This window comes from Isoptericola sp. NPDC057191 (genome assembly GCF_042670225.1).
GTDB lineage: Bacteria > Actinomycetota > Actinomycetes > Actinomycetales > Cellulomonadaceae > Isoptericola.
On the sequence record NZ_JBHUWC010000242.1, the window covers coordinates 1 to 4,787 of the forward strand.

Consider the following 4,787-nt stretch of genomic DNA (forward strand, 5'->3'; position numbering starts at 1 on the left):
CCCCCGCGGGGGGCGGCCGGCCGTCGTCGCGTCTCGGGGAAGTTCACGGGATCGTCCGTGTCCCGTCCTGGAACCACTCCAGCCACTACTCAACCGGCTTTGGCGCAGATGTGAGGCGCGGGGAGCGGGGGCGGCTCTGCTGCATCGTCGGCAATCGACGGCGTCTGCCCTGTGTCAGCCGCCGTCGATCTCGATGGACCCAGGCGGGTGTGGGTGGACGCCGCAAGTCGGACGATGCCGCACCCGTCAGGAGAAGTCCCCGGCCGGATCTTTTCCCTGAAGTGGAGTGAGAAGTTGGTTCAAAAAGTCGATCCCAAGATGCTGCTGGCACCCAGTGCCCAGCGTCGCCTGAAGCGTGGTGCGGCATTCGGTGCCGCAGCCGTGATCGCCGCCTCCGGCATGGTCGGAGGAGCGGCACACGCCGCGGAGTTCAAGACACCTCTCTCGGCGAGCACCTCGCCCGCCAACCAGGCACTGTCGGGTGCGCTGGCGACGGAAACCAGCGCCGAGTGGATTGAAGGTCCGCTGGTCGCCAACGCGCGCGTCCGTGGCTACGACCCCGTGGTCCGGTACATCACCCTCGGCACAGCCTCGCTGCCGTACGGTGGGCTGAATGTCATCACCGGCATCCACCAGTCGACCACGTCGACGGAGCCGGCAGCGGGGGCGGTCCAGCTGCGCATCCCCGCGCCCGGTCACACTGGCCCGATCACCGTGCTGAGCGGCCCCTTCGCCGGGCAGTGCGTCGCCGTCAACACGGATTCCTTGATCGACCAGCCCCTGACTCTCGCCCCGGCGAGCAGCGGTTGCACGATGTGGACGTGGGAAGCGAAGTCCCAGTGGAACCCGCAGCAGCAGGCCTATGACGACCCGCACGGCACCCTCCGCACGGTCGAGGTGAACGCGAAGGGTAACCCGCAGTACATCGCTCAGGTGCTTGACGCGATTGACACCACCGGTGACGGCGTCCTTGGCACCAACTCCTGGGGCGACCCGAACAGGCCCAGCTCGGACTACGAGAAGACGGACCTGAACTGGGGCGCGACCGACCAGACCTTCGACTGGTTCGTTCCGGACCCGATGTTCCCCGACACGAACCCCGACGGGAACGTGAACGCGTCGGCTTCGGCTGCTGCGGACTCGAACGCGAACCCGGCTGCTCTTGCTGCGGCGACGGCGGATGCTGAGACGACGGCTTCGGCTGCTGCGAAGGCGGATGCCGAGGGCGCGGCCGTGGCTGCCGCTTACACGGACGCCTCGACGAGCGCGTCGACCACGGCGGACACCGATGCGAACGCTTCGGCTTCGGGTGCTGCGGTCGCTGCGGCGAACTCCGAGGGTGACGACGACACGAACGCTGCGGCGACGGCGGAGGCGTCGGCGGCCACGGATGGAAACAACGCGTCGCAGGCTGAGGCTGCTGCGTCGTCGGCCGCGACGGCGGACTCCACGAGCGGAGCCTCGACCGACGGCTCGACGCAGGCATCGGTCGACGGTACGAACACGACGTCGACCGACGGCTCGACGCAGGCATCGGTCGACGGGACGAACACGACGTCGACCGACGGTACGACGGACGCGACGACGAGTGCGGGTGCGTCGGCGAGCACGCAGTCCTCGGGTACGTCGGATGCCTCGGGCGAGGTGTACGAGCCCGTGATGATCACGAAGCCGGCTCAGGGCGAGCGGGTGTACCCGCGCGCTGCTGCGTGGGGTACGGGTGAGCCTGGTGCCACGGTGGACCTCAAGGACATTGAGGGTATTGAGCGTGGTACCACCACTGTGCGTGAGGACGGCACGTGGTCGCTGACGGTCGAGGGCCTTCGGGTGGGCGAGAACGCGCTGATCGCTCGGCAGGTGGTCGGCGACGGCACTGAGGGCAAGACCACGTTCGACGACGTGGGGTTCACGGTGGTCGACGATGGCAGCCAGGCCTCGACGGACACGAACACTGCCGGTGAGGCGGACGCGAACCTGAACGCGTCGGCGTCTGCTGCTGCGGACGCGAACGCGAACCCGGCGGCTGAGGCGGCGGCGTTCACCGAGGCTGACTCGGCGACGTCGGCTGCTGCGCAGGTGGATGCGTCGGCTGCGGCTCAGGCTGCTGCGCTGACGGAAGCGTCGACGCAGGCGTCGACCACGGCGGACACCGAGGCGAACGCTGCAGCTGAGGCTGCTGCGTCGTCTGCTGCGACGGCGGATGCTACGGCGGGTGCCTCGACCGAGGGTTCGACGCAGGCTGACTCGAACGTGAACGCGTCGGCTTCGGCTGCTGCGGACGCGAATGCGAACCCGGCGGCTGAGGCTGCGGCGTTCACCGAGGCTGACTCGGCGACGACTGCTGCTGCGGACGTGGACGCGTCGGCTGCTGCACAGTCGGCGGCTTACACGGAGGCGTCCACGCAGGCGTCCACCACGGCTGACACCGAGGCGAACGCTGCAGCTGAGGCCGCTGCGGTCGCTGCGTCGAACACCGAGGGCGACGACGACACGAACGCTGCGGCGTCGGCCGACACGTCGGCTGCTGCGGAGGCGAACGCTGCTTCGCAGGCTGAGGCTGCGGCGTCGTCGGCTGCGACCGCGGACGCTACGGCGGGTGCCTCGACCGAGGGCACGACCGAGGGCACGACCGAGGCCGCTGCTGCTACCGAGGGCACGTCAGAGACCGACGGTACGGCGGACGCTGCTGCTGCGGACACGGACGGGAACCTGAACGCGTCGGCGTCTGCTGCTGCGGACGCGAACGCGAACCCGGCGGCTGAGGCTGCGGCGTTCACCGAGGCTGACTCGGCGACGTCTGCTGCTGCGGACGTGGACGCGTCGGCTGCGGCGCAGGCTGCTGCGCTGACGGAGGCGTCCACGCAGGCGTCCACGCAGGCGTCCACCACGGCTGACACCGAGGCGAACGCTGCAGCTGAGGCTGCTGCGGTCGCTGCGGCGAACACCGAGGGTGACGACGACACGAACGCTTCGGCCTCGGCTGACACGTCGGCTGCTGCGGAGGGTGACAACTCTTCGCAGGCTGAGGCTGCTGCGTCGTCGGCTGCGACCGCGGACGCGACGGCGGGTGCCTCGACCGAGGGCTCGACTGAGGGGACGACCGAGGCGGCTGCTGCTACCGAGGGGACGACCGAGGCGGCTGCTGCTACCGAGGGCACGACCGAGGCCGGCTCGAACGTGAACGCGTCGGCGTCGGCTGCTGCGGATGCGAACTCGAGCCCGGCTGCTCTTGCTGCGGCGACGGCGGATGCTGAGACGACGGCTTCGGCTGCCGCGACGGCGGATGCTGAGGCTGCTGCGGCGTCGGCGGCGTACACCGACGCATCGACGAACGCGTCGACCACGGCTGACACCGAGGCGGATGCTGCTGCCTCGGGTGCGGCTGTTGCTGCGGCGAACTCCGAGGGTGACGACGACACGAACGCTGCTGCGTCGGCTGACACGTCGGCTGCGGCTGAGGGCAACGCGTCGTCGCAGGCTGAGGCTGCGGCGTCGTCTGCCGCGACCGCTGACGCGACGGCGGGTGCCACGACCGAGGGCTCGACCGAGGCCGGCTCGAACGTGAACGCGTCGGCGTCGGCTGCTGCGGACGCGAACGCGAGCCCGGCTGCTGAGGCTGCGGCGTTCACCGAGGCTGACTCGGCGACGACTGCTGCGGGCACGGTGGATGCGTCGGCTGCGGCTCAGGCTGCTGCGCTGACGGAGGCGTCTACACAGGCGTCGACCACGGCTGACACCGAGGCGAACGCTGCGGCTGAGGTGGCGGCGCAGGCTGCGGCGAACACCGAGGGTGACGACGACACGAACGCCGGCGCGTCGGTGGACCAGTCGGCTGCTGCGGAGGGCAACAACTGGACGGCCGCGGAGGCTGCTGCTTCGGCGGCGGCGACCGCGACCTCCAGCTCGGACGCTTCGACTGATGCTGCGTTCGAGGCGTCGGGCAACCTGAACGCGTCGGCGTCGGCTGCTGCGGACGCGAACGCGAACCCGGCTGCTGAGGCTGCGGCGTACACCGAGGCGGATGCGGCGACGACCGCTTCGGCTGCGGGCACGGTTGACGCTTCCGCCGCAGCTGAGGCTGCTGCGGTGGCCAACGTGATGGCGGGTGCGTCGACCGATGCGTCGACGACGGCTGACACCGAGGCGAACGCTGCGGCTGAGGCTGCTGCGGTTGCTGCGGCGAACTCCGAGGGTGACGACGACACCAACGCTGCTGCGACGGCCGACCAGGCCGCTGCTGCGGAGGGTGACAACGCCTCGCAGGCTGAGGCTGCTGCGTCGTCGGCTGCGACGGCGGATGCTTCGGCGGGTGCCTCGTCCGAGGGTTCGACTGAGGGCACGACCGAGGCTGCTGCTGCGACCGAGGGCATGACCGAGGCTTCTACCGAGGGTTCGACCGAGACCGACGGCACGGCGGACGCTGCTGCTGCGGACACGGACGGGAACCTGAACGCGTCGGCGTCGGCTGCTGCGGATGCGAACGCGAGCCCGGCTGCTCTTGCTGCGGCGACGGCGGATGCTGAGACGACGGCTTCGGCCGCCGCGACGGCGGACGCTGAGGCTGCTGCGGCGTCGGCGGCTTACACGGAGGCGTCGACCAACGCGTCGACCACGGCGGACACCGAGGCGAACGCTGCAGCTGAGGCTGCTGCCGTTGCTGCGGCGAACACCGAGGGTGACGACGACACGAACGCTGCGGCGTCGGCTGACACGTCGGCTGCAGCTGAGGGCAACGCGTCGTCGCAGGCTGAGGCTGCGGCGTCGTCTGCCGCGACCGCGGACGCGAC

At 70.4% G+C, this 4,787-nt stretch carries 1 pseudogene; it reads left to right on the forward strand.

From position 1 onward, the window contains the following. Positions 1-213: 213 nt before the first annotated feature. Positions 214-4,787, forward strand: a pseudogene (locus ACFT55_RS19085) (hypothetical protein); the annotation flags it as partial.